This is a genomic window from Telmatobacter sp. DSM 110680, from assembly GCF_039994875.1.
In the GTDB taxonomy this organism is placed as follows: domain Bacteria; phylum Acidobacteriota; class Terriglobia; order Terriglobales; family Acidobacteriaceae; genus Telmatobacter.
In genome coordinates, this window is the sequence record NZ_CP121196.1 from 5,346,397 (window position 1) to 5,368,549 (window position 22,153).

At 57.6% G+C, this 22,153-nt stretch carries 20 protein-coding genes; 9 read left to right on the forward strand and 11 right to left on the reverse strand.

Annotation, left to right across the window (positions count from 1 at the left end; all coding sequences use genetic code 11):
• The first annotated feature begins 7 nt into the window (after positions 1-7).
• From P8935_RS22010 to P8935_RS22020, 3 genes are all read left to right on the forward strand, one after another.
• Positions 8-721, forward strand: coding sequence for an SIMPL domain-containing protein (locus P8935_RS22010; RefSeq protein ID WP_348262460.1), 714 nt, complete (start codon positions 8-10; stop codon positions 719-721).
• A 52-nt stretch (positions 722-773) separates the two neighbouring features.
• The gene (locus P8935_RS22015) at positions 774-1,892 is read left to right on the forward strand and encodes a hypothetical protein (RefSeq protein ID WP_348262461.1); all 1,119 of its coding nucleotides are present in this window, start codon (positions 774-776) and stop codon (positions 1,890-1,892) included.
• An 86-nt stretch (positions 1,893-1,978) separates the two neighbouring features.
• Entirely contained in the window at positions 1,979-2,794 is an 816-nt protein-coding gene (locus tag P8935_RS22020; RefSeq protein WP_348262462.1) for a class III extradiol ring-cleavage dioxygenase, read from the forward strand.
• A gap of 47 nt (positions 2,795-2,841) precedes the next feature.
• Here the strand turns inward: P8935_RS22020 and P8935_RS22025 are convergent, their stop codons facing one another.
• Together P8935_RS22025 and P8935_RS22030 are read right to left on the reverse strand one after the other, a co-directional pair.
• Positions 2,842-3,273: a DoxX family protein gene (locus tag P8935_RS22025; protein WP_348262463.1), complete on the reverse strand. Its 432-nt coding sequence runs from the start codon at positions 3,271-3,273 to the stop codon at positions 2,842-2,844.
• Positions 3,274-3,290: 17 nt separating this feature from the next.
• A complete protein-coding gene (locus tag P8935_RS22030; protein ID WP_348262464.1) occupies positions 3,291-3,800 on the reverse strand; it encodes a glutathione peroxidase in 510 nt (169 codons plus the stop codon).
• Between the two features lie 337 nt (positions 3,801-4,137).
• Here P8935_RS22030 and bamA point away from each other — a divergent pair, with 337 nt between their 5' ends.
• The 4 genes from bamA to P8935_RS22050 all read left to right on the forward strand — a co-directional run bounded on the left by bamA (position 4,138) and on the right by P8935_RS22050 (position 10,225).
• Positions 4,138-7,335: an outer membrane protein assembly factor BamA gene (gene bamA, locus P8935_RS22035; RefSeq protein WP_348262465.1), complete on the forward strand. Its 3,198-nt coding sequence runs from the start codon at positions 4,138-4,140 to the stop codon at positions 7,333-7,335.
• Between the two features lie 118 nt (positions 7,336-7,453).
• Positions 7,454-8,263, forward strand: a complete 810-nt coding sequence (locus P8935_RS22040; RefSeq protein WP_348262466.1) for a class I SAM-dependent methyltransferase — start codon at positions 7,454-7,456, stop codon at positions 8,261-8,263.
• A gap of 334 nt (positions 8,264-8,597) precedes the next feature.
• Positions 8,598-9,263: an OmpH family outer membrane protein gene (locus P8935_RS22045; RefSeq protein ID WP_348262467.1), complete on the forward strand. Its 666-nt coding sequence runs from the start codon at positions 8,598-8,600 to the stop codon at positions 9,261-9,263.
• 302 nt (positions 9,264-9,565) lie between these two features.
• Positions 9,566-10,225 carry an OmpH family outer membrane protein gene (locus tag P8935_RS22050; protein ID WP_348262468.1) on the forward strand — a complete coding sequence of 220 codons (660 nt, stop codon included), beginning with the start codon at positions 9,566-9,568 and terminating at the stop codon, positions 10,223-10,225.
• 413 nt (positions 10,226-10,638) lie between these two features.
• Here the strand turns inward: P8935_RS22050 and lepA are convergent, their stop codons facing one another.
• Positions 10,639-12,450, reverse strand: coding sequence for a translation elongation factor 4 (gene lepA, locus P8935_RS22055; protein ID WP_348262469.1), 1,812 nt, complete (start codon positions 12,448-12,450; stop codon positions 10,639-10,641).
• 178 nt (positions 12,451-12,628) lie between these two features.
• Here lepA and P8935_RS22060 point away from each other — a divergent pair, with 178 nt between their 5' ends.
• Both P8935_RS22060 and P8935_RS22065 read left to right on the forward strand, forming a co-directional pair.
• Positions 12,629-14,593, forward strand: coding sequence for a transglycosylase SLT domain-containing protein (locus P8935_RS22060; protein WP_348262470.1), 1,965 nt, complete (start codon positions 12,629-12,631; stop codon positions 14,591-14,593).
• Between the two features lie 146 nt (positions 14,594-14,739).
• Entirely contained in the window at positions 14,740-15,291 is a 552-nt protein-coding gene (locus P8935_RS22065) for a hypothetical protein (protein WP_348262471.1), read from the forward strand.
• 317 nt (positions 15,292-15,608) lie between these two features.
• Here P8935_RS22065 and P8935_RS22070 read toward each other — a convergent pair whose 3' ends face one another.
• From P8935_RS22070 to P8935_RS22105, 8 genes are all read right to left on the reverse strand, one after another.
• Positions 15,609-16,055, reverse strand: a complete 447-nt coding sequence (locus P8935_RS22070; RefSeq protein ID WP_348262472.1) for a DinB family protein — start codon at positions 16,053-16,055, stop codon at positions 15,609-15,611.
• Between the two features lie 65 nt (positions 16,056-16,120).
• Positions 16,121-16,663: a peroxiredoxin gene (locus tag P8935_RS22075; RefSeq protein WP_348262473.1), complete on the reverse strand. Its 543-nt coding sequence runs from the start codon at positions 16,661-16,663 to the stop codon at positions 16,121-16,123.
• Between the two features lie 170 nt (positions 16,664-16,833).
• On the reverse strand, positions 16,834-17,712 hold the full coding sequence (gene lpxI, locus P8935_RS22080) for a UDP-2,3-diacylglucosamine diphosphatase LpxI (protein WP_348262474.1): 879 nt from the start codon (positions 17,710-17,712) through the stop codon (positions 16,834-16,836).
• Positions 17,713-17,714: 2 nt separating this feature from the next.
• Positions 17,715-18,485: an acyl-ACP--UDP-N-acetylglucosamine O-acyltransferase gene (lpxA, locus tag P8935_RS22085; RefSeq protein WP_348262475.1), complete on the reverse strand. Its 771-nt coding sequence runs from the start codon at positions 18,483-18,485 to the stop codon at positions 17,715-17,717.
• On the reverse strand, positions 18,482-18,997 hold the full coding sequence (gene fabZ, locus P8935_RS22090) for a 3-hydroxyacyl-ACP dehydratase FabZ (RefSeq protein WP_348262476.1): 516 nt from the start codon (positions 18,995-18,997) through the stop codon (positions 18,482-18,484). The genes lpxA and fabZ overlap by 4 nt, the downstream gene beginning before the upstream one ends.
• A 190-nt stretch (positions 18,998-19,187) precedes the next feature.
• The gene (locus tag P8935_RS22095; RefSeq protein ID WP_348262477.1) at positions 19,188-20,015 is read right to left on the reverse strand and encodes a hypothetical protein; all 828 of its coding nucleotides are present in this window, start codon (positions 20,013-20,015) and stop codon (positions 19,188-19,190) included.
• Between the two features lie 46 nt (positions 20,016-20,061).
• Entirely contained in the window at positions 20,062-20,862 is an 801-nt protein-coding gene (locus P8935_RS22100; protein ID WP_348262478.1) for an SDR family oxidoreductase, read from the reverse strand.
• Between the two features lie 60 nt (positions 20,863-20,922).
• Complete coding sequence (locus P8935_RS22105) at positions 20,923-21,873, reverse strand: hypothetical protein (protein ID WP_348262479.1); 951 nt, start codon at positions 21,871-21,873, stop codon at positions 20,923-20,925.
• Positions 21,874-22,153 lie beyond the last annotated feature (280 nt).

The following is a 22,153-nucleotide window of genomic DNA, read 5'->3' on the forward strand; positions in this document are numbered from 1 at the left end:
GCCCACCATGAGAAGTCCTCGGGTACTTTCAGCCTTTGCTGTGGTTTCTTCTGTCTTGACTGCTACATGTCAACAGGCCCCACAGCCTCAGCTGAAGATCGATCCCAGCAATCGGACACTTAGCGTCACAACAACTGAAACCGTTTCCGTCGAGCCCGATCTCGCCATCCTGCACATCGGTTTTGATACGCAGCCTGAAGACGCAAAGACCGCATACGCCGATGGCGCTCGTATTTCCAATGCCATCATCTCCGCGTTGAAACAAGCGGGCGTTGCCGAGCCGGATATTCGCAGTGAATCGCAGTTTCTGCAGCGCGACTTCACGAAGATCCACAAATTCAAACTCACCCAGCAATGGACCGTACGAGTCGATCCCCCCAAGGCCGCCGAGATTCTGGACATCGCCGTCACCAACGGCGCTACCACCAGCGGCGACATCGAATGGACCGTCAAGGATGAGCATGCCCTCGAAGCAAAGGCTCTTGATCGAGCCTCGACTCGTGCTCGGGAGAATGCTGAAGTTCTCGCCAAAGGCCTGTCCGTGCGCCTCGGTGCACCTATCTACATCACAAACCAGCTGACAACGATAACCCCGCGTCCCATGATGATGAACGCTTTTGCTGCAGATCGAGCCTCTTTGGCGCCGCCGCCGCCCCTCGCCATTGAACCTCACAAAGTCAGTCGCGAAGCCACGGTATACGCCGTCTTCGCGATCGAGTAGACGAGAACTATCCCTGCTTGCAGCCGGGCATCGTCAATGGAATCATGGCCAGATGGAGCGTCCCCTTCCCCTCAGCACGTTGCTTTCGCAAATACTCGTCGCCTTCACCATCGAGTTCGACAACGAGGCCGAGCGTCGTATGCCGCATAGCACCACCGCCCATGGCCGGTCCTCCCTCAGCGGCATGCCGGCACCCTGGCTGGTTTCGATGGTCATGTGGTTCAACTGTATGCAGCACGTGGGCGATGAACCGATTTCGATCAAGGAACTAGAGCATCGCGCCCGCACCCCAACCAATTTCGATGGAATGCAGCGATGGGGTTACATCAACGTAGAGAATCCTTCAACAAAGACCGCGGTTTCCGGCAGGAAGACACAATTGCGTCGGTCGGGATCAATGATCACTGCCACGCCGGCCGGACAGGCTGCGAAAAAAATCTGGCGGCCGCTTTTCCTGGTCATCGAGGATCGTTGGCGGGATCGTTTTGGCTCACCCGAAATCACGGCGCTTCGTGAGGCGTCGCTCGTCATCGTCAAGCATCTTGACCCACGTCTTCCCGACTGCCTTCCAATTCTGAAGTACGGGCTCTTCTGCGCCGGCCCGCTTGCGAATGCATCTTCGGCCAATCCAACGGACATCGCGAACCTGCACCTCCCGTCACTGTTGTCAAAGCTGCTCCTCTCCATTGCCCTGGAATTTGAGAGCGAATCGCCTGTTTCGCTCGCCATCTGTGCAAACGTCCTCCGCCAGCTGAACGCTGAAGGAGTCCGTATCCGGGATCTGCCGACCCTGTCTGGCGTCTCCAAAGAAGCACTCAAGATGGCAATGGGCATTCTGGTGAAAAGAAGATTGGCGCTCTTAGCGAACGACGAAAAAGCGAGCCTCTGGAAAGTAACGCGGCTGACATCCGCAGGTCTTGAGTTACAAGGCAAGTATCTGCAACAACTCGGGGCAATCGAAGAACGCTGGCAGTCTCGCTTCGGAAAGGCGGCCATCCAGACACTGCGCGAAGCTGCGCAAACGGTCACCGGCGCAGACGGTTCCGATGGACTGCTCCTGCGATCTATCGAACCCTACGCCGAGGGCTGGCGCGCCGCCGTCGTACGACCGAGCACACTGCCCCATTTCCCCATGGTCCTTCACCGGGGCGGGTATCCCGACGGTAGTTAGTTGAATCCCGATGCGCCTTCAAACATCAAATAGTTGTTTGAACAGATACTTTTAGGCCCCCGCTGCAAGGAGCAAGGAGACTGACCATGCCCAATAACACCGTTCGTCAACCCGCAATTTTCCTCCCCCACGGAGGAGGACCTTGTTTCTTTATGGATTGGACCTGGGGCCCGGCAGACACGTGGCACGCAACACAGCGCTTCCTTGAGTCAGTGGCCAGTACCCTTCCTGAAAAACCCAAAGCCCTGCTGGTCATTAGCGGCCACTGGGAAGAGCCTGCTTTCACGGCAGCCACTGCCGAAAAACCGCAGCTGATTTTTGACTACTCCGGCTTCCCTGCACACACCTATCAGCTCACCTGGCCTGCACCCGGCAATCCGGCACTCGCCGCTCGCGTCGTAGAACTGCTACGTAATGCCGGCCTGCCCTCGGCGACCGATCCCTCCCGCGGATATGACCACGGCGTCTTTGTTCCTCTGAAGGTTGCGTTTCCAGAAGCAGAGATTCCTGTCGTCACCCTGTCGCTGGATCACTCGCTCGACCCGGCTCTGCACATCGCAGCTGGCCGCGCCTTGGCCCCACTGCGCGACGAAGGCGTCCTCATCGTCGCCAGCGGCATGAGCTTCCACAATCTTCGCGGCTACATGCGCCCGGAAACTCCGGAGCGAGCCCGCGCCTTCGACGCATGGCTCACGAAGTCAGTTGAGTCGCCGGCGTCTGAGCGCGATGGCCTGCTTACCAATTGGCGCCAGGCTCCTTATGCCGCCTACTCCCATCCACGCGAGGAGCATTTGATTCCCTTGATGGTCGCCGCCGGTGCAGGAGGAGAAGCGCCCGGCAGGCTTATCTTCAGCGATGAGCCCATGGGTGCGCGGATCAGCGCCTACCGCTTCGATGGGTAAGCGCTATCATGGTCCGCACGAACGAACGGAAAGCGAATTCAAAGCCCTTAACGACTTTTAAGGCGGAGGCTCATGCCGCTATCCAGCAGAGTTGCTACCAGGCCAAACAGCATGCACAGATCCGTCCGAGCCTCATGGATGAAACTCAGCAGGCCGTAGTGCTCAAGCTTCGGTGCCGCAAATCGCGCCAGTGGATGGCCTAGAAGAATCGGCGCCTTGGTTGTGAAAATCGCGGTGAGTATCACGATCAAGAGCAACAATGCCGCGTCCCCGGCGTAGAGATTCAGAATGAGCGCACCGCCTGCCGCAATCTCCACCGCTCCAACAAACGGTGCCAGCACGTGCGGGTAGGGCAGACCAATGTGCGCGAAGCGTCCCCAACCGAGCTCGCTGGGATACGCGAATTTCAGTATTCCCTCGGTCAGAAAGACCAAACCCACAATTACGCGGATCAAGATCATCGGAAGATTCTTTCGCATCTCACGCTCCCAACCGCTTATTTGACCTCGAGTAGTTTTTCAATCTGCCTGGCCAGGCTCTCGGGCTTGGTGGTCGATGCAAAGCGATCCACGACTCTTCCATTGCGGGCGACAAGAAACTTCGTGAAGTTCCACTTGATCGCACCGCCGCCCAGCGGACCCAGCAGCCCCGGCTTCTGCTTTTTTAAAAAGCGGTACAGCGGGTGCGCTTTTTCACCATTCACATCGATCTTGGCGAAAATCGGGAAATTTACCCCGTAGTTTCGCTCGCAGAATGCACCGATGTCGGCTGCCGTTCCCGGTTCCTGCGCGCCAAACTGGTTACATGGAAAGCCCAGAACTTCGAGGCCGCGTTCCTTGTACGTCCGATAAAGAGTCTCCAGTCCGGCGTACTGAGGGGTGAAACCGCATTGGCTGGCCGTATTGACAACCAACAGCACCTTGCCCTTGAAGTCCGCCAGACTCACAGTGCGTCCGTCCAGCGTTTCTGCCGAGAACGCATAGACAGTTTTTGAGGTGTCTTCCATTTTTCTCCGCACTCCCTGTCTCTTTTGAGGATGTCATGTTGCCCGCGGCTGCGTCTAAGGATCGTGCATTCGCTCAAATCCAGTTATTTGGGAATTCAGGGACACGTCTTTGTTCGCGACGTAATCGCGTAGGACTCTCGCGGGCTGGCCTTCGTCCGCGGAGTATTCGCTCTGCCCATTTCTGTCCGGTAAACTGATCTAGGACCCAAATGAGCGAGCGGTTGGCGTAAAAATTGGCTGGCGGATTGTTGAGCTTTCTTCCGCGTTGTTTTTCGTCATCTGCATTGCAAAGTTCCGGGTCTCCCAAATTGACGCGATAGGCGGGGCACCCGCGGGCATGAATATTGTCTGTGGGGTACTGATTGGCGCGGCAGGAAAATTGGGGAAGGTTTCGGTTTCCGAGCCCAGCGCTTCATCCGTCGTTCGGGTGATGTCGCTGCGGTCAGAAGACATCGTCTTCGAGATGGTAAAATCAATCTTTCCTAAAGGCTGTAAACAGAACTTAAGCAGTGAGGGTGTGCATATTCTTCCCGTGAAGCCTTACCATGGACCGCACCAGTACTTGTGCTCGCCGCAGGACTCCAGTCCGGTGAAGATAGGGGGCCCCGACGGACAGGTATTTGTCCGTGGGGTACTCATCAAGCACGATTCCATCGACCGCAAAGTGCGGACTCCATTTCTGCTTTCCAGGCTCGTTTTGCTCCTGGTTCTCGTCTTCTCAGCGGGAGCTGTTGTCGCTCAGCCGGGGCAGACCATCGAGTCGATCCGGGTAATCGGAAATCGCCGTATCCCTAAGGAAACCATCAAGGCCCGCATGTTCACTCATGAGGGGGAAACCTACGATCCGGTCTCCATTGAGCGCGATTTCAACTCGCTCTGGAACACCGGCTACTTTGAGGACCTGCGCATTGAACGCGAAGACACGGAGAAGGGCATTATCCTCAACGTCTTCGTCCGCGAACGGCCCACCATCCGGGAGATCAACTACAAGGGCAATAGTTCGGTTTCAACCTCCGACATCCTTGACCGATTCAAGAAGGAAAAAGTTGGCCTCTCCGTCGAAGGTCAGTACGACCCCACAAAGGTGATGCGCGCTCGGTCAGTGCTGGCCGAACTGCTTTCCGAACATGGCCATCAGTTCGCCATCATCAAGGCCGACGTTAAAACCATTCCTCCCGCTTCGGTGCAGATCAACTTCAATATCAAGGAAGGTCCGACCGTCAAAGTCGGCCAGATCAAGTTCACCGGCAACCAGCACCTGAGTAGCCTCTACCTGCGCCGCTCGATGAAGAATCTGAAGCCTGTAGGCATCCCCTACTCGCTGTTTCTTGAGAATCTTTTTGCCCGAACCTTCGATGCCTCCAAGCTCGACGAAGACAGCGAGCGCGTCCGCTTCGCCTACCGCGACAAAGGATACGCCAACGCTGCAGTTGAAACACCGCGCACGCAGATTCGGGATGAAGGTGGATTGAACTTCTTCACTTTCCGGCCAAATCGCGGCAAGCGCATCGATATCCTTATGCCCGTGGAAGAAGGCGACCGCTACAAGCTCGGCAGCATCACCTTTACCGGCAATCAGCACATCAGCAACCTCAAAGCGCTCCGCGGTACCTTCGCCATCAAGGATGGGGACTGGTTTAACCAGACGATTATCGGTAAGGGCCTTGAAAACCTGAAGAAGGCCTATGGCCAGCTCGGATACATCAACTTCGGCGCCATCCCGAAGCCCATCTACGACGAGCAGAAGAAGACGGTCTCATTCCAGATCGATATCGATGAAGGCAAGCAGTTCTACGTTTCACGGATTGAGTTTCAGGGCAACACCATCACCCGTGACCGCGTGATCCGCCGCGAGTTGCTGCTCGATGAAGGTCAGGTCTACAACTCCCAGCTTTGGGAGTACAGCCTGCTCCGCCTGAACCAGCTCGAATACTTTGAGCCGCTGAAGGTCGATCAGGACTCCGAGGCTCACCAGAACGCCGAAGCAGGCACCGTCGATCTGCTCCTCAAGGTCAAGGAAAAAGGCAAGAACTCCATCGGTCTCAACGGCGGCGTCAGCGGACTTTCCGGCGCCTTCCTCGGTGTGAACTACCAGACCAATAACTTTCTGGGCCTCGGCGAGACCCTGAGCGTACAGGGCAACATCGGCAGCGTGAGTCGTCAGTTCCTGTTCGGCTTCTCTCAGCCATACGTGCGCAACCGCCCGCTCAACATCGGTTTCCAGATCTACAACAACAAGTCAGACTTCAATGCGGCCAAGTCCTATCAGACTTCGACCGGGACCGCACTCAATCTGACTTCAGCGCAACAATCGCTCACCCAGAATTACAACCAGGCCTCAACCGGCTTGAACTTTTCGCTGAGCTACCCGTTGCGGCGCCATGCGTTTCAACGAGTGGGCTTCACATATTCGCTGTCGCGGGCCAATATCACGGCGTTCAGCACCGCTTCGCAGACTTATTTCCAGACCATCAGCTTCCGCTCCGGCATTCAGGGTTCAAACGCATTGGCCGGTATTATCACCAGCCAGGCGTCGTTGACCTATAGCTACAACACGGTTAACAATCCGGTTCGTCCACGCAGCGGCAAAGAGATTACGCTGGCGATGCAGGCTGCAGGCATCTGGGGTAACGTGCGCTACTTTTCCCCACTGGTTGCATACAAGACCTATCGCTCCATGCACTACCTCTCGTTCAATCCGAATGGTCACAACGTACTGGCGTTCAAGACCCAGCTTGGGTACGTCCAGGGATTCGGCGGCGATGTGGCTCCTCCCAACAATCGCTTCTATGCCGGTGGCGACTCGGAACTGCGCGGATTCGATATTCGCAGTGCCACACCCTACGGTTATGTGCCGACGCGTCAGACTGTGCAGTTGACCAATCCCGACGGCACCTGCGTCCCGCGCGATCCTAACAATCCGCAACTCGGGCAATGCATTGCGGTGCCGATCCCGGTGTATGGCGTCGTCTCGATCGGTGGCGATACCAGCCTCACCAGCAATCTCGAATACCGCATTCCCATCGTCGGCTCCGCGATGTTCGCGCTGTTCGATGACTTCGGCATGGATGTCGTTACCAACCACGGCCAGTTGAAGCAAAGCCCCGAGGGTTTCGCCTCTCTCACTGCTCCACTCTACGGCTGCCCGGTGTACAACAACGGTTCTTGCCAAGGCGGCATTCCTGGATCACTGGTTGGATTCCAGCGTGATATTCGTCCAGTGGCCGGAACCAATCTTGTTCCCCGCATGTCCCTTGGCGGCGAATTCTCGATTGTCATGCCGGTGATCAACGCGCCGTTCCGTCTTTATTACGCTTACAACCCGCTTCGCCTCTTCGAACGCCCCTACTGCAACGACGTGGCTCTCGGCACCAAGGTGCAGAGCTGTACAGCCCAGCTCATCACCCGCGATTTGTTTCCCCCAGGCGGCGCAGGCGACTACACGTACCAGCAGGCCATCGAGGGATATGGAGCTCAGAATCTGTTCCGCGAACCACGAAAGACATTCCGCCTGAGCGTTTCTACTACTTTCTAAAACCAGCGCATCCACAAAGGGTTCGGGCTGCCTCCAGAGGCAGCCCGAAGCATCTGTGGATGTACACACGCGCATTTAGACTGAGTAGAACCTCAAGGCATCCCATGCAGGAGCCCCAATGAACACCGTGCAGATTCCCGCAGATCTCGATGCAGCCCTCGATGAGGCATGGGCAGCAGCCAAAGATGTGCCGGGATTTCTGCTTGAGCAGGAAGCGCGCTTTCTGGGAACGATGGCCGTTTGCGCGCCCCGCAAGAGTGTCATCGTGGAGATCGGGAGCTTTAAAGGAAAGTCCACCGTACTCCTGGGTAAGCTGGCGCAGCGATATGGCATCGGGCCAATCGTAGCGATCGATCCCCACACCTTCCACAACGTCGAACTGGCGGAGCATCGATCCACGCCCGGAGCGACTTCGTTCGATGCATTTCAGAAGAACCTTGAAACTGCCGGAGTCGCCAGTTCCATCGAGGTCCATCGCGCTTTCTCGAGCGAGGTGGCAGCTTCGTGGAGCCGCCCGATTGGCCTGCTATGGATCGATGGCGACCACAGCTATGCCGGCGCCAAATCAGACTTCGACGGCTTCATTCCCTGCGTTCTTCCCAACGGATTGGTGGCCCTTCACGATGCGCTGCATGAGTTCTCGGGACCCATCCGCGTTTTCGTCGAAGACATGTTGCGCTCCGACCGCTTCGGCGCAGCCGGGTTTGTCCATTCCATAGCCTGGTCGCAATTTCGTCCTGATGATGGAGCCAATTTTCGGACCCAGCGGGCAACGCTGGAAAGATCGGCCCGCCGGCTCCTGCCCTTCGTAGCTGACGAGCAGACTCCTCACGGCCCAAGCAAGCTTCTTTACAAGTTGAACCGCTCCCGCGTCCCACGATCGCTGCCCAGCCAGCAGCAGTGGGCAGCGCTGCTGGGCCGGCCGTAGGCGCCGTCACAGCTTCGGTTTACGTGGTTTAGCTGGTTCGACGAATGGCATTGTGAATCCCTGATTCCGTTTTCTCGCTTCCTGTGGTTTGACCCCCCTCTTCAGCACTCATATAATCGTTGCTAGTTCCTGCTGACGTCTCCGTCCGCGTCTATTTACCTCTGCCTCTACTGTCGCGGAGCTCCCAACTCAAAAGTCGGGGTCCCCGGCAACGGCTCAAAGGTTGCTGGGTGAAAATAAGACCGAAGAAGGTTGCTCAGGAGGCACAGGCTCGCCTTCGCGCCATCAGGCTGCACGGCCGCCTTCCAGGGATTTCAAGGAGTATTTGATCCAAATGAAATACACTCTTCTCTCCGTCGCCGCGCTGGCCTCTTGCCTCGCGCTCCATGCCGCCGCACAATCGCCAGCCGTCGCCGCCGCTGCTCCAAGCGAAACCGCAGCCGCGGCCGGACCAGCAAAGATCGCCGTTATCGGCTTCCAGGAAGCTGTCGCCGGGACCAACGACTTCCAGCGACGCTTCGCTGACCTGCAAAAGAAGTACGAGCCGAAGCGCCAGCAACTCAAGACGCTGAATGACTCGATCGCCTCACTGCAGAAGGAACTCCAGACACAGTCGGCCACGCTGAGCGATTCTGAACGCGCCACCAAGGCAAAGTCTCTCGACGACAAGCAAAAGGAGATGAAGCGCGCTGGCGAAGATGCCCAGGCTGACTATCAGCAGGACATGCAGCAGACCTTTGCAGCCGTGGCCGGCAAGTTCGCCGAAACTCTGGACGCTTACTCCAAAGAGCACGGCTTCAGTGTGGTTCTCGATGGTGGAAATCAGCAGCTACCGGTTGTAATCTACGCCAATCCCTCGGTCGATATCACCAAGGCCGTCGTTGACGCATACAACGTGAAGTCGGGCATCCCGGCTCCAGAGAAGACAGCTGCCCCCGCAACCGCACCCAAGACAACGGCGCCCGCCCGGACCGTTCCTAAGGCCCCCGCAGCCCACTAAGCTTTGAAAACACTTGGAGAGGCCTCGCCCCCGGCGAGGCCTCTCTTACTTCAACTCCCTGTTCCCTACTTCCAAGTCCCTGCTGTTTGACCCCCCTACTCCGCCCCCCTATAATCCTTCTAGTTCCTGCTGACGTTTCCGTCCGCTTCTTTTCTCGCCTCTGCTTTCGTCTAATTGAAAGCCCAACGAGGAAATCTGTTGCGAGGTTTCTCAGTCGGCGCGCGCAAAGAAGGTGGTTGTTCGCCTTCAAAATTTGGAATGCGCAGGCAGCCCCAGGAATTTCTAAGGAGTTTTCAAGCCGAATGAAGCACTCTGTTGCATTAGTTCTCACGCTGGCCTCAGGCCTTGCCCTGACTGCCGCCGCCCAAATGCCGTCTGCTCCGGATGCAGCTGCACCCGCCACAGCGGCTCCCGCCGGTCCTGCCAAAATCGCAGTCGTTGCTTTCCAAGTCGCTGTCGCGCAGACCAACGAAGGCCAACGTAGCTTTGCCGATCTGCAGCGGAAATACCAGCCCAAGCAAAACCAGTTGAAGAGCCTGAATGACGAAATTGACAGCCTGACCAAGCAGCTTCAGGCCTCGGGCGACAAGCTCAGCGACGCCGAACGCGCCGCTCGCGCCAAGACGATCGACGATAAAAAGAAGCAACTCGAGCGTTCTGCCGAAGACGCGCAAAACGATATGCAGAACGAGATGCAGGAACTCTACAGCGCCCTCGCCTCCAAGGTCTATGACGTACTGAACGATTATGCCAAGGCGCATGGCTATACTCTCGTCCTCGACGTCGCTCAGCAGCAGAGCCCGGTGCTGTTCGCCACTGACTCCACGAACATAACCAAAGCCATCATCGACGCGTATAACGTGAAGTCTGGTGTGCCCGCGCCGGCAGCGCCCGCAACTGGAGCAGCACCGGTGCCGTCTGCTCCCAAGCCTGCAGCCCCCAAGGGTCTGAGTCCTCAATAATTGGGTCTTCGCCATAGAGGGCGTCAGCTCTACCAAGACCTTTTGATTCGGATCGTTCGAACCATCAGAAAAGGCCCCGATTCTTGGGGCCTTTTCCTACGAATTCAGATCCAAATTGAAGTGAATTGTTCGCCGCACTTTGACGCGTGTAATGATGGCGAAGCGTCTGTGGAAAAATTTGTGGATTTCTAAGGGGACGATGCACAACAAAAAGAGCTTTTCCACTCTTGCCAACTTCAACTTGCTCTGATAAACCTAGGAAGCTCCTTATTTATCTATCAGAAGCGCAGACCACGACGGCCGTGCCCCAACCCTGCGTGCGCTCGAGATACTTGAAACCGCTACCTATAGCTTTCCACAATTTCTCATGAATGGTTGATGACTTGGCTGTGAGCCAAGTCACCTTTTCAGAATCACTTCTGCTGTTCTTCCCCCACCCTGAGTACGGCAAGAAAAGCTTCCTGCGGAATGTCCACTTTCCCGATGCGTTTCATCCGCTTTTTGCCTTCCTTCTGCTTCTCCAAAAGCTTGCGTTTTCTGGAGATATCGCCGCCGTAGCACTTGGCCAGAACGTTCTTTCTGAGGGCAGTTACCGTTTCTCGAGCCACAACCTTCGCCCCGATCGCCGCCTGGATCGCAACCTCGAACTGCTGTCGCGGAATCAACTCCCGCATCTTCGACACCAGCGCCTTTCCGCGCTCATAGGCAAAGTCCCGATGCACAATGATCGACAGAGCATCCACCGGCTCGCCCGATACCAGGATGTCCAGCTTCACCATGGGCGATACCCATTCCCCGGCCAGAGAATAGTCCAGCGACGCATACCCTCGGGAAATCGACTTCAACCGATCATAGAAATCCAACACAATCTCGTTCAACGGCAACTCGTACGTAAGCAGAACTCGAGTCGGGGTCACATACTCGAAGTTCATTTGCTTGCCGCGCTTCTCCTCGACGAGTTTGAAGATTCCGCCCACATATTCCTCGTTGGTCAGAATCTTGGCCGTGATCACCGGCTCGCGGATCTCGTCGATGTTCGTTGGCTCCGGCCAACGCGATGGATTGTCTACTTCCAGCACGGACCCATCCGTCATCGTGATGTGATAGCGCACGCCCGGAGCTGTCGTAATCAGATCAAGCTCGTACTCCCGCTCCAGCCGTTCCTGGATGATCTCCATGTGCAGCAGGCCCAGGAATCCGCAGCGAAAACCAAACCCCAGCGCCGCCGAACTCTCGGGTTCAAAGAAGAAGGACGAATCATTCAACCGAAGTTTTTCAAGCGCATCCCTGAGCAGCGTGTGTTCGTGCGAATCAACGGTGTACAGTCCCGCGAAGACCATCGGCTTGATATCTTCGAATCCCGGCAATTGCTCTGCCGCTGGCCGCTCTTCTTCGGTGACCGTATCGCCGATGCGCGTGTCGCTCACCGTTTTGATGGTAGCCGCGAAGAATCCCACTTCACCTGCCGAAAGCTGCGCAATCTCCACCGGCTTCGGCATCAGCACGCCCATCGATTCAACTTCGAACGATTTGTTGTTCGACATCAGCCGGATTCGCTGCCCTTTGCGCATCGTTCCCTGCATCACGCGCACCAACACGATAACGCCGCGATACGCATCGAACCATGAGTCGAAAATCAGGGCCTGCAGCGGTGCGTCCGGATCGCCAGTTGGCGGCGGCAACCGGTGCACGATCGCCTCCAATACCTCATCAACGCCCTGGCCCGTCTTTGCGCTCACTGGAATCGCGTCGGTTGCGTCCAGCCCCACGGCCATCTCAATCGCCTCCTGCGTCCGCACAATGTCGGCCGAAGGAAGATCGATCTTGTTGATCACTGGAATTATGTCTAGCCCATGATTGATGGCCAGGTACGCATTGGCCAGCGTCTGAGCTTCAACGCCCTGAGTTGCGTCCACCACCAGCAGCGCCCCTTCACACGAAGCCAGCGACCGCGAAACTTCATAGCTGAAGTCCACGTGCCCCGGGGTATCAATCAAGTTCAGCTGGTAAGTCTGTCCATCGCGCGCTTTGTACATCATGCGCACTGCGTGAGCCTTGATCGTGATTCCGCGCTCTCGCTCCAGGTCCATAGCGTCAAGAATCTGGGCTTGCATCTCACGACCGGTCACCGAGCCCGTCAGTTCAAGCAAGCGGTCGCTAAGCGTCGACTTCCCATGGTCGATGTGGGCAATGATTGCGAAATTGCGGAGGTATTTTACGTCCATCAGGGGTAGGTAATCACTGCAGGCCTGGTACTAAAGTCAGCGATGTCTCTAGGTCATAGCTTATCATCGGCATAGTGCCTCGAATCGGTCTCATATACACTGCATCGACGTGCCGAGGGAGTGAGCCCCGCCTCGATGTCGGGTCTCACAGCCAGCGAACGAAACAATCAAGGCACTTATGAGACCGATTGTTCCGCGCTATGGGGTAGTGTTGTCACAGCATCAACTTTTGCGCATGATTCTTGCTCGCTTGAGTAACACGGGTTGCGTCGCGTTGACCCTGACGCTCGCCGTTTCTCTGTCAGCATGCGACCCCTCAAAACCCGCGATCTCGGCGACTCCGGTTTCCCAGGCTCTCGCTCCTGCGGTGATCTCGCCCGCGCCACAGCAGATCGTTGCGCCCGCACCGGCTCCTCCACCGCAAACCTCGGCACAACAGCAGCATCTAGAGACGCTCATTCAGCAGGTCGAAAAGGCATACTCCCTCGGCGAAGCCGCGTATAAGCGTGGCAATCTGCCTGAGGCCAAATCGAATTTCGATAATGCCGTCGATCTCATGCTCACAAGCGGCATCGACATCAAGTCAACCCCGGCACTCCAGCAGGAATTCGATCACATCGTCGATCAGATCAACGGCCTTGAGATGGAAGCCCTCAAACAAGGCAACGGGTTCACTCCCAAGACCGAAGACACCCCCGCCGAGGCCGCCAGTGATGTCACCTTCGTCGTTGATCCCAACATCGTAGCAAAGGCCAACGCTGACCTCGCGACCACCAAGTCCGACCTTCCCCTCGTGGTGAACGACTACGTCGCCTCGTACATCAACTTCTTCGCCAACACCACAAAGGGTCACAACACCCTGCTTCACTCCTTCCAGCGAGCCGGACGTTACCGTGCGATGATTCAGCGCGTCATGAGTGAAGAGGGCGTTCCGCAGGATCTCATCTACCTTGCCGTAGCGGAGTCGGGGTTTCAGCCCCGAGCCGTCAACGCCCGATCCCGCGCCGGCGGCATGTGGCAGTTCATGCCCCACGGGAACTACGGCCTCGAGCGCAACAGCTACGTTGACGAGCGCTTCGATCCGGAAAAGTCTACCCGCGCCTACGCACGCTACATGAAATACATCTACTCGCAGCTCGGAGACTGGTATCTCTCCATGGCCGGCTACGACTGGGGCACCGGCAACATTCAGCGCGCCGTCGAGAAGACTGGCTACGCCGATTTCTGGGAGCTCTACAAGCGCAATAACCTACCCGGCGAAACCAAGAACTACGTCCCCGAAATCCTTGCCGCCATCATCATTGCTAATCACCCCACGCAATACGGCTTCGACGACATCACGCTTGACCCGCCTGTCCTCACCGACACGGTCACCATCAACTACTCCGCGGACCTGAGGCTGGTGTCAGATATAGTCGGCGCGCCGATCGACGAGCTCATCGCGCTGAATCCCAGCCTGCTGCGCATGGTTACTCCGCCCGACTACCAGTTTGACCTGCATTTGCCCGCCGGTACCGCCGCACTTTTCCAGGAAAAGATTGCCGCCATCCCGGAGAGCAAGCGCAACTCATGGCGCTATCACAAGGTCACTGCGGAAGACACGCTGGCCTCCGTCGCCCACACCTACAGCGTCTCGGTTTCGTCTCTTGCCGCTGCCAATCAATTGGACCAGACTGGCAAGCTCGATGGGGTCGAAGCGCTCGTGGTGCCCGTCGCTCCGGCCGCCTCCCCGTCCGCACACACTGTCTACTACACCACCCGCCGCGGCGATACCCTGGTCTCCGTTGCCGATCGCTTTGGCGTCTCCCTCACCCAGCTGCGCCGCTGGAACAAGCTTCCCGCCAGCGGCATCAAGATAGACTCGGGCCGCCGCCTTCACGTCGCGGAGCCAACCGTGGTTCGCGCCAGTAGCAGCCGCAGCCGCCGCGGAAAAACCAAGACCGGTGGCACGCGCGAGGTCGCTGCCGCAACCGAGACGTCTCATGATGCGTCGGCCTCGTCGCACTCGCGCACAAGTGCGCATTCTTCCGGCAGCAACCACTCGACGCATAGCGGCACCAAGTCATCCACGAAGGGTGCGCACTCTTCGCATGCGACGAAGCATTCCTCGCACGCCAAGTCTTCCGCACACAACAAAAAATAGTCTTCATCACATTTCTCTTCACGCGTTTTGATAGCTTTTCATTCGAGGTGTTGTTAGAATGACTCCGCATGCGGAGTTGATTTTTTTAACGCCGCAGAATTGCAGTACCCAATCAGGGGCAGCGGCAATCCGCTGGAGGCAATCGGATGGACGAAGTGATCAAGATGTACGCAATGAATGACGGTAATCCTGACCTGGAGCCGGCAGAGTCGAGCACGGATCACGATGAACTGGAAGAGGACGACGAGGTTGAAACCTCAAACGTGCTCACCTCCTCCGACGACGACGAAGGTGTTGTCGAAGAGGGTGTGATCATCGTGGAAGCGATTCCCGTTCCAAAGCCGGCCCCCAAGAAGGCCGCGAAGAAAGCTGCCAAAAAAGCTCCGGCCAAAAAGGCCCCGGCTAAGAAGGCAGCGAAGAAAGCAGTCAAGAAGGCTGCTAAAAAAGCTCCGGCCAAAAAGGCCGCAAAGAAGTCCGCCAAGAAAACCGCTGGCGCTAAGGGCGGAAAGGCTGCGGCGAAAAAATCCGCAGCGGGTAAGCGCGCTGGCAAAACCACAAAAAGAGGTAAGAAATTGGCCGTTAAGAAAGCAGCAAAAAAGGCTCCCGCCAAGAAGGCAGCAGCGAAGAAGGCTCCTGCAAAGAAGGCGGCAAAGAAGGCAGTTAAGAAGGCAACCAAGAAGACTGCAAAAAAGAAGTAACTAGGCAACCGCAATCTTCAAAAGGCAAGCAAAAGCGCCCGGCCACCCGCCGGGCTTTTTTGCGCTCGTATATAAAATCGAGGGTGGGCGCTTTAGCCTCTGGACTTCTGAAACATCGACGAACCCAGGTGCCCAGTTTTCGATCATGAGACCTGGGAAGCTGGGACCTGAGGGCAGTCTTCTTGCTGGTGGGAAGCACTTCCGCCGGCCGACTACCCTCTTCAACTGTCATCCTGAGCGGAGCAGCTTGGGGCCCCACACAGTGGGGTAAGCGGAGCGAAGGATCTGCTGTCGCTTTCCCACGTGCCGCAGAAAAGCTAGCTGGGAGCCAGCAGCTGCTTCAAATGCCATTGCTGGTGCGTCACGTAGTCCTCAATCAGAAACCGCAGCGTCACCGGAGCATCCGCATCCATCACGCAAGGAGCCTCGAGTCGCTCCTCGGGAATGCGATCCACAACCGCCATCAGAATCTCGTGCTCCGCCTCCCACCAACCGAGAAGCGTCTCCCATGTCTGCTCGGCGTAACCGTGAGCCGCGACCCAGGCATCCTGCTCATAATTTCGCCCGTTGAAAAAACCTTCGCTTGCCGCCCGAACGAACCGCTGCCGATTGTTCGTAGCCGAGTCGAGCAGGTGGCCCACGATCTGCTTCCGCGTCCACCCGCCCTCGCGCCACGGCACATCGGCAAGTCCCTCGGGCACCGAAATCAGCGCTCGATGCACGTCATCCAAACCCGTACGAAATTCCTGCGCCAATTCAGTCATGGTCCCTCGCTAACGCCCAGTTGCCTGCCTGAGAGCTGAAAGCCAGCCCACTGTCCACTTGGTCGCTAGCCCTTCTTCGCATCCGCTAGCGCTGCCAGCACCTCTTCCGAGTGCACCTGCGGATTCACCTTCGTCCACACCTTCACGATCTTTCCCTTTGGATCGATCAGGAACGTGTTGCGCATCGCAATTGTCATCCCGTTGTAGTTGCCCAGCGAACCGTATTGGTCCACAACCTTGTGTTCAGGATCGGCCAGCAACTTAAAGGTCAGCCCTTCCTTCGTGCAGAACTGCTTGTGGCTATCAGGAGTGTCCACACTCACGCCCACAATGACTGCGTTCGCGGCGTCAAACTTCGCCTGGTCGCGCTGAAAGTTGTGCGCTTCGATGGTGCAGCCCTGGGTCATGTCCTTGGGGTAGAAGTAAAGCACCACCCACTTGCCCCGAAAGCTATCCAGTGACACTTGGTTCCCATCCTGCGAGGGCAAAGTAAACGTGGGCGCCGTCTGTCCAACGGACGGCATCGGCTCATCGGCCGCCCGCACCGTCGCCAGCGAAACCGTCAGCGCAAACGCCGCGGCACAAACCATTAAGATCGTCTTTCTCATATGTAACCTCCTGTTGATAGATCGGGGATGTTTCGATTGAAGTCCAGGACTGCACACCAGACCCTGCTATTGAGACGTAGCGGATGACAATCGGGGAAGTCCGCTGCCAGCAAGTATAGTCTCCAAAGCCATAAGCCAATCGATGGCCTTAGCGGTGCACTATTTGCTGTTCACTGCCGTCGCGGCACCGCGACGACCGCAATCCCCGCCTCGGCCGCACGCTTCAGGAGCGCCTCGCGATCGAACAGCAGTGTCCGCCCCGCTTCCACCGACAAGCAACTCGCGCCCGCCTCAATCATCGCTTCGATCGTCTTGATCCCGATCACCGGAACATCGAAGCGCATATCCTGGTTCGGTTTCGCGACCTTCACTACCGTCAGTCTTCGTTCCAGCGTAGAAGCGGGCGATCCACCGTCATCTTCCATCGACTTCATCAGCATCCCAGCCCGCTCAATGGTAGCGTCCGTTCCTTCCATAGCCTCGACCGCCACACACGCCTGCGCCGCCACTACGACCGTCTGCCCAATGTCGAACCCAGCCACAGCTCGTGCCACCCCCTGGCCATACTCGATATTCTTCCGCTCATCCTCGCTCGGCGCCCGGCCGCCCACGGCCTCGGTCAGTGCGCCCTCCTGGGCCAGCAGCGGCTCCAGAAACTGCGTGGAACTCATCAAGTCGATGCCCTCGTCCTCAAGCACCTTGGCCACCGCTCCCAGCAGCATGTCCGTGTTACGTGTACGCAGATTCAGCAGCAGCTTCGCCAGTCGCCAGTCCGGCCGAATACTGGAAAAGATCTGTTTGTGCTTCACCTGCCCAGCCATCACCGCGGACTTCACATCTTCCTTGTGAAATACGTCGATCAATCGCGAAAGCTCCCCCAAGGAAAGCCAGTGCACTGTAATCTTTTCGTCGGCCGCAGCTCGATCGTTGATCTCCGGGTCGGTCTCTTCGCGAATCGCCGCCACCGTCACGGCGAACCCCTGCGCCCGCGCCGCATCCAGCAGCAAGAACGGAAACCGCCCGTTGCCGGCAATCAGACCGAGTCGCATGTCTACTTGATAACCCCGCGCTTGCTGCGCTCGATGAACTTCACCAGCATGGCCACATCCTCGCCCTCAAGCTCTCGAATCTTCTCAAGCGCCTGCGTCGTGTTCATCTTCGACACCAGCAGCAAGCGGAAGGCCCGCTGCAAAGCCTTGATCCGTTCCGCACTGAACCCGCGCCGCTCCAGTCCAATGCTGTTCACGCCGAAAGCCTTGTTCTCGCGCCGCGCCGAGGTCTTCGAAAACGGCAGTACATCCTGCGTCACAATCGTCCCGCCACCGATGAAGGCGTACTTCCCTACCGTGCAGAACTGGTGCACCGGGCTGAACGCGCCCACTGTCGCGAAGTCCTCAATGATCACGTGCCCCGCCAGCGTCGCCGCGTTGGCGAGGATGCAACCGTTGCCTACGATGCAGTCGTGCCCGATGTGCACCGCCGTCATCAGCAGGTTCTTCGAACCTACCCGTGTAATGCCCCCTCCGCCCACCGTGCCGCGAGTGATCGTCACGCTTTCGCGAATCGTATTGTCATCGCCGATATCGGTCTGGGTGGGCTCGCCGCCGTACTTCAAATCCTGTGGCGCCATGCCCACCGCGCAGAACGGATAAAACACATTCCGCGCCCCGATGTGCGTCCTTCCATCCAGCACCACGTGCGAAATCAGCCTGCAATTCTCGCCCAGCACCACGTCCGGCCCGATCGTCGAGAATGGCCCCACCTCGCAGGAGTCAGGAACTACCGCACCTTCCGCAATCACCGCGCTGGGATGGATACTCACTCGACCCCCGGCGCCGTGGATGCCTGTTCCCCTGCCGCATTCGTATCTGGGCCGTCTCCATGCGCCTTGCGCTCGCGTTCCCGCGTCACCACCGCGCATGTCAGCGTCGCTTCGCACGCCAGCTTGCCATCCACCGTCGCGCGTCCATGAATCTTCCCTGCGCGCGTCCGGAACGAAAGCACATCTACTTCGATCCGCAACTGGTCGCCCGGCGTCACCGGCCGACGAAATTTGGCCCGCTCGATCCCCGTAAACACCACGAGCTTCGACTGCCGATCTTCAATCTCATGCAGCATGATGATGCCGCCCGCCTGCGCCATTGCCTCCACCACCAGCACTCCCGGCATAATCGGATAGCCCGGAAAATGTCCCTGGAAGAACGGCTCATTGATGGTCACGTTTTTGATCGCCACCAGCCGCTTGGTCGGCTCAAACTCGGTGATCCTGTCGATCAGCAGAAAAGGGTAGCGGTGCGGAAGGAATTCCAGGATCTCCTGGATATCGAACGTCATTCTCTAGCTCCACAAAGCGCGCGAAATCGAACCTCGCGCTCCCGAGGATTATAACGAAGCCGCTCCGCCCGAAATGAGGGCGCGCCCCTTCCTTGCGCAGCAAGGTGGATGGCCAGAATCAACTCTGGCTAACCGCGCCAATCAGCAAAATGAAGCGAATGGCCCAGGCTGGAGACTCGTGAGCTATCAGCTATTTCTTGATCTTCTTCGCCACCGCATTGATGTCCCAGAACTCTGCCGGCAAATCTTGGTTGTAATGCACCTTGTCGATGTACAACTGCCGCTGCATCTCATCGTTGTGCACGCGCGTAATCGACAGTGGAGTGGGAAATCCGTCCAGATCATGATAATCCGCGTACTCCTCGACATCCGTGTTCTTGTCTTTGTAGATCGGATCGCGCCATTGGAAGCTGCGGCTCAGCGGTAAATGGGTCTGCACATCCGTCTGAATGGTGATAGATTCATTTTCCGGCGAAATCAGCGTCACCTGGTCCGCCATGTGCCGCTCAGCCATGCGCTGCCCTTCATATACCAGGATCGTCTTCGGATCCTTCAGCCATACCTTAACCGCCAGCTCGATGGAGTGATCCCGTCTCCGCATGAAATCATCCACCTGTTCCTGCGGCAGCGGCTTTGCGCCGCGATACGTCACTTCTATTCCCTTGCGGCCAACGTAAAACTGCACCACGTCGCGATGCTTCGTATACTCCACCCGGTCATGATCGGGCCAAGTATGAAAATCCCAGAACAGCGTCGTCCCCGGGTCAGGCGTGCCATGAAAGAACGCCGCGATATGGCCCTCGCGCACCACGTTCTTTATATTGAGCCAAGCGTCCCCGCCCATGGCCTTCACCATGGCGTCCAGCGTCGCGCGTGCCTTCGCAGCGTTTTTCTCGCCGGATTCATCCATCTTTGAAACTGTCTTGTTCGCACCGGCATCATCGTCCGACTGCGCCCGTAACCCCAGCGGCGTCGCCAGCAATCCCAAAGCCAGCCCAACCGCTAATCCCTTCCGCATTCTTCCTCCGAGCCTTTCCTTATCCCTGTTCCCTGATCCCTTGTTCTTACCCCACCAGCACCGCTCCCCCATTCACGTTCATCACCTCACCGGAAATAAAACCCGCTAGCGGTGTACACAGAAACAACACCGGCCCCGCAATCTCCAGCGGTGTAGCCACACGCCCCACCGGAATCCCTGCTTTGATCCGCGAGCCCAGTGCAGGATCGCCCAGCGTCCCCGCCGACATATCCGTTGCAACCCATCCGGGAGCCACGCAGTTAACGCGAATCCCCTGCGGTGCCAGCTCACTCGACAGGCTCTTTGTCAGACTGATCAGCGCGCCTTTCGTTACGGCATAGTCTGCGTGCAGAGCCTCCCCCCGCTGCCCAGCCGTGGAACTAATCAGCACAATATGTCCTTTTGTTCCATCCCCGCCGGTCGCCGGCTCACCCTGCAGCAGCATCTGCCCCACCGCCGCCTGCACCAGCCCGAATACCGAGTCCAGATTCACGGCCATCGTATTCCGCCACTGTTCCTCGGTCATCAACTCGATAGGTGCATCTTCCGAAGGCCAGACGCCATGATTCACCACCAGCGCATCCAGCCGCCCAAAGGCCTTCAGCGCCGCTCCCACAAGCGCACGCCCTTCCGCCGGCGAACTCAGATCCTGTTCGATGGGGATGCAGCGCGTCGGACCGCCACACTCATCCATCAACGTCAGCGCCAGTTCCTTAGCCTGTCGGTAGCTGAACACGACCCGGGCGCCAGCCGCAGCAAACAGCCGCACCGTCTCCGCACCAATCCCGCGGGACCCGCCCGTGATCAGCGCAACCTTCCCATCCAATACCAGTGACACTCCCGCCATAACGCCAAACTAATGCGTCTCCTTGTACCCTGTCTATGTGCGATCGCAGCCACGAAATTCTCAGTGGGGAGCAGCACCAATGGTGAAACTCCGCGCAGACAGATCTTCCAGCCATTTTTCATACCGGCTTCGTGGGACTTTCACCACCGTGCGCTTCAATGGGTAGGCTTCTCGATCGCTTGATCTTGAAAGGAAGTAAGACGGCGCAGCCGATGTTTCAATTTGCAAGTCTGGCGGCGTTCGTTGGCCTGACGTTTCCACGGCGGCCGAGGATGCGGTGATTTCAATGCTGCGTCCAAAATGAATTCCATACTCCAGCGGCCTTCCAGCTTTCACGACCGAACCAAGCTGGCTATCGAGATCTTCCAGAACCCTCTGCGCCACCCCGCCCTCTTTAGGCGCGGGTAGCAGGCACCATGAATCGTCGTTGCGACCCAGCCGGCTCAGCCTCTCCATCATTAGAGAGTCCGGCCGGCTGTTTGCGAGGTAGCGGTCAAGCTCGCGCTGAACTGTTTCGGCTGTGCCGAAAATCGCAGCGTTCGAGTCCATAATGGCCAGCCATCGCGATTCACTCAGCGCGCTGCGCTCGCGTTCAAACGCTGGCACCACAAGTATGGCGACTCCGCGATAGTGATCAATTTCTGTCTTCCCGCCCCCCACAAATCGAAAGATTGCATCTCGATTAAAATGCCCGCTGACCAGAAGGCTGTGCTCGCTCAGTATGCCTTTCAAACCTACGCCTGCAGTGAAGACAACCTGGTGAATCGAACGCGTAGTGTCCGTTCCACTGACGGCAAAAAAGTCCTGCAGATCGAGTCGGTTGCTTTCCGTGAACAGAAGAAAGCTGCTGAGTTTGTCCTCGCCCGCCGGGCGAACCATGCTCGCGATGATCTTGCTCTCGGGAGGTACCAGGCTCAGTAGCCGCTGGTCCGGCGACGACGCACATGCAACCGCACTTGAGGTAGACAGCAAAGACAGCAGCAAAATGGCCTTGGCCTTTCGGAGCAGCATCCGTTGTCCTCCGTGATTGTCGTGCCTATACCCGTACAACTTCGCAACGCTGTGTTTGGTTATCGAGTTCTCAGTCAATTCCGAAAATCACCACGCCGACAAGCACGTATACCTGTTAAGCCGCAAGGCGACGCGTCACAGGATGCAAATATCCGCAAAGTTTTCCAAGGAAGCCGCAAGGCTGTGCCGCATCAGCGACAGCGCTGACACCGATCCTGCGCAGCCAGACTCGGCCACGAGACGTCTCCCTCCAACAGACAAATTCGGAGAGTCTTACGTT

What these genes read in the sequence shown, in the direction of transcription:
- P8935_RS22010 (WP_348262460.1), top strand. Translation starts at nt 8, where the DNA reads ATGAGAAGTCCTCGGGTACTTTCAGCCTTTGCTGTGGTTTCTTCTGTC.
- P8935_RS22015 (WP_348262461.1), top strand. Translation starts at nt 774, where the DNA reads ATGGAGCGTCCCCTTCCCCTCAGCACGTTGCTTTCGCAAATACTCGTC.
- P8935_RS22020 (WP_348262462.1), top strand. Translation starts at nt 1,979, where the DNA reads ATGCCCAATAACACCGTTCGTCAACCCGCAATTTTCCTCCCCCACGGA.
- P8935_RS22025 (WP_348262463.1), bottom strand. Translation starts at nt 3,273, where the DNA reads ATGCGAAAGAATCTTCCGATGATCTTGATCCGCGTAATTGTGGGTTTG.
- P8935_RS22030 (WP_348262464.1), bottom strand. Translation starts at nt 3,800, where the DNA reads ATGGAAGACACCTCAAAAACTGTCTATGCGTTCTCGGCAGAAACGCTG.
- bamA (WP_348262465.1), top strand. Translation starts at nt 4,138, where the DNA reads ATGAATATTGTCTGTGGGGTACTGATTGGCGCGGCAGGAAAATTGGGG.
- P8935_RS22040 (WP_348262466.1), top strand. Translation starts at nt 7,454, where the DNA reads ATGAACACCGTGCAGATTCCCGCAGATCTCGATGCAGCCCTCGATGAG.
- P8935_RS22045 (WP_348262467.1), top strand. Translation starts at nt 8,598, where the DNA reads ATGAAATACACTCTTCTCTCCGTCGCCGCGCTGGCCTCTTGCCTCGCG.
- P8935_RS22050 (WP_348262468.1), top strand. Translation starts at nt 9,566, where the DNA reads ATGAAGCACTCTGTTGCATTAGTTCTCACGCTGGCCTCAGGCCTTGCC.
- lepA (WP_348262469.1), bottom strand. Translation starts at nt 12,450, where the DNA reads ATGGACGTAAAATACCTCCGCAATTTCGCAATCATTGCCCACATCGAC.
- P8935_RS22060 (WP_348262470.1), top strand. Translation starts at nt 12,629, where the DNA reads ATGAGACCGATTGTTCCGCGCTATGGGGTAGTGTTGTCACAGCATCAA.
- P8935_RS22065 (WP_348262471.1), top strand. Translation starts at nt 14,740, where the DNA reads ATGGACGAAGTGATCAAGATGTACGCAATGAATGACGGTAATCCTGAC.
- P8935_RS22070 (WP_348262472.1), bottom strand. Translation starts at nt 16,055, where the DNA reads ATGACTGAATTGGCGCAGGAATTTCGTACGGGTTTGGATGACGTGCAT.
- P8935_RS22075 (WP_348262473.1), bottom strand. Translation starts at nt 16,663, where the DNA reads ATGAGAAAGACGATCTTAATGGTTTGTGCCGCGGCGTTTGCGCTGACG.
- lpxI (WP_348262474.1), bottom strand. Translation starts at nt 17,712, where the DNA reads ATGCGACTCGGTCTGATTGCCGGCAACGGGCGGTTTCCGTTCTTGCTG.
- fabZ (WP_348262476.1), bottom strand. Translation starts at nt 18,997, where the DNA reads ATGACGTTCGATATCCAGGAGATCCTGGAATTCCTTCCGCACCGCTAC.
- P8935_RS22095 (WP_348262477.1), bottom strand. Translation starts at nt 20,015, where the DNA reads ATGCGGAAGGGATTAGCGGTTGGGCTGGCTTTGGGATTGCTGGCGACG.
- P8935_RS22100 (WP_348262478.1), bottom strand. Translation starts at nt 20,862, where the DNA reads ATGGCGGGAGTGTCACTGGTATTGGATGGGAAGGTTGCGCTGATCACG.
- P8935_RS22105 (WP_348262479.1), bottom strand. Translation starts at nt 21,873, where the DNA reads ATGCTGCTCCGAAAGGCCAAGGCCATTTTGCTGCTGTCTTTGCTGTCT.